Below are 533 nucleotides of genomic sequence, written 5' to 3' on the forward strand. Positions count from 1 at the left end.
CCTCGTCCAACGGCTTCTTTGCCATGGCGCGTATCTCCATTCAATCCGTTAGAGATATAACGCGCCAGCATCGAATCGGTTGTCATGTTTTATGGGAAACTCAATAGTGTCCCGAGTTAGAAATTCATTGCCTTATTTGCGTTGTGTACTAACCTGATTTGCAGAGTTCGCAAGTAAGGGAGGCAACGATGAGGGGAAGACCGAAGGCGTCATTGATCTTGAGTGAAGCGGAACGCGAACAGCTTACGGCACTGACCATGCGGCGCAAGACCGCGCAGGCGCTGGCTTTGCGCGCACGCATTGTGCTGGCCTGCGCCGAGGGCATCGACAACAAGACGGTCGCGACAAGGCAACGTGTCACCTCGCATACGGTTTCGAAGTGGCGTTCGCGATTCATCAGTCACCGCGTGGACGGGTTGCTTGATGCACCGCGCCCCGGCGCACCGAGGACGATCGGGGACGCACAGGTGGATGCGGTCGTCGCACGCACGCTCGAATCCGTGCCCATGGGCGCGACTCACTGGAGCACGCGA

At 57.8% G+C, this 533-nt stretch carries 1 protein-coding gene; it reads left to right on the forward strand.

The annotated features are described in order from the left end of the window. Positions 1 to 188: 188 nt before the first annotated feature. Positions 189 to 533, forward strand: a 345-nt coding sequence (locus HV796_RS43250; protein WP_175233674.1) for a helix-turn-helix domain-containing protein, incomplete at its 3' end; no start/stop codon positions are given.

Source organism: Paraburkholderia humisilvae (genome assembly GCF_902859855.1).
Classification (GTDB): Bacteria; Pseudomonadota; Gammaproteobacteria; order Burkholderiales; family Burkholderiaceae; genus Paraburkholderia; species Paraburkholderia humisilvae.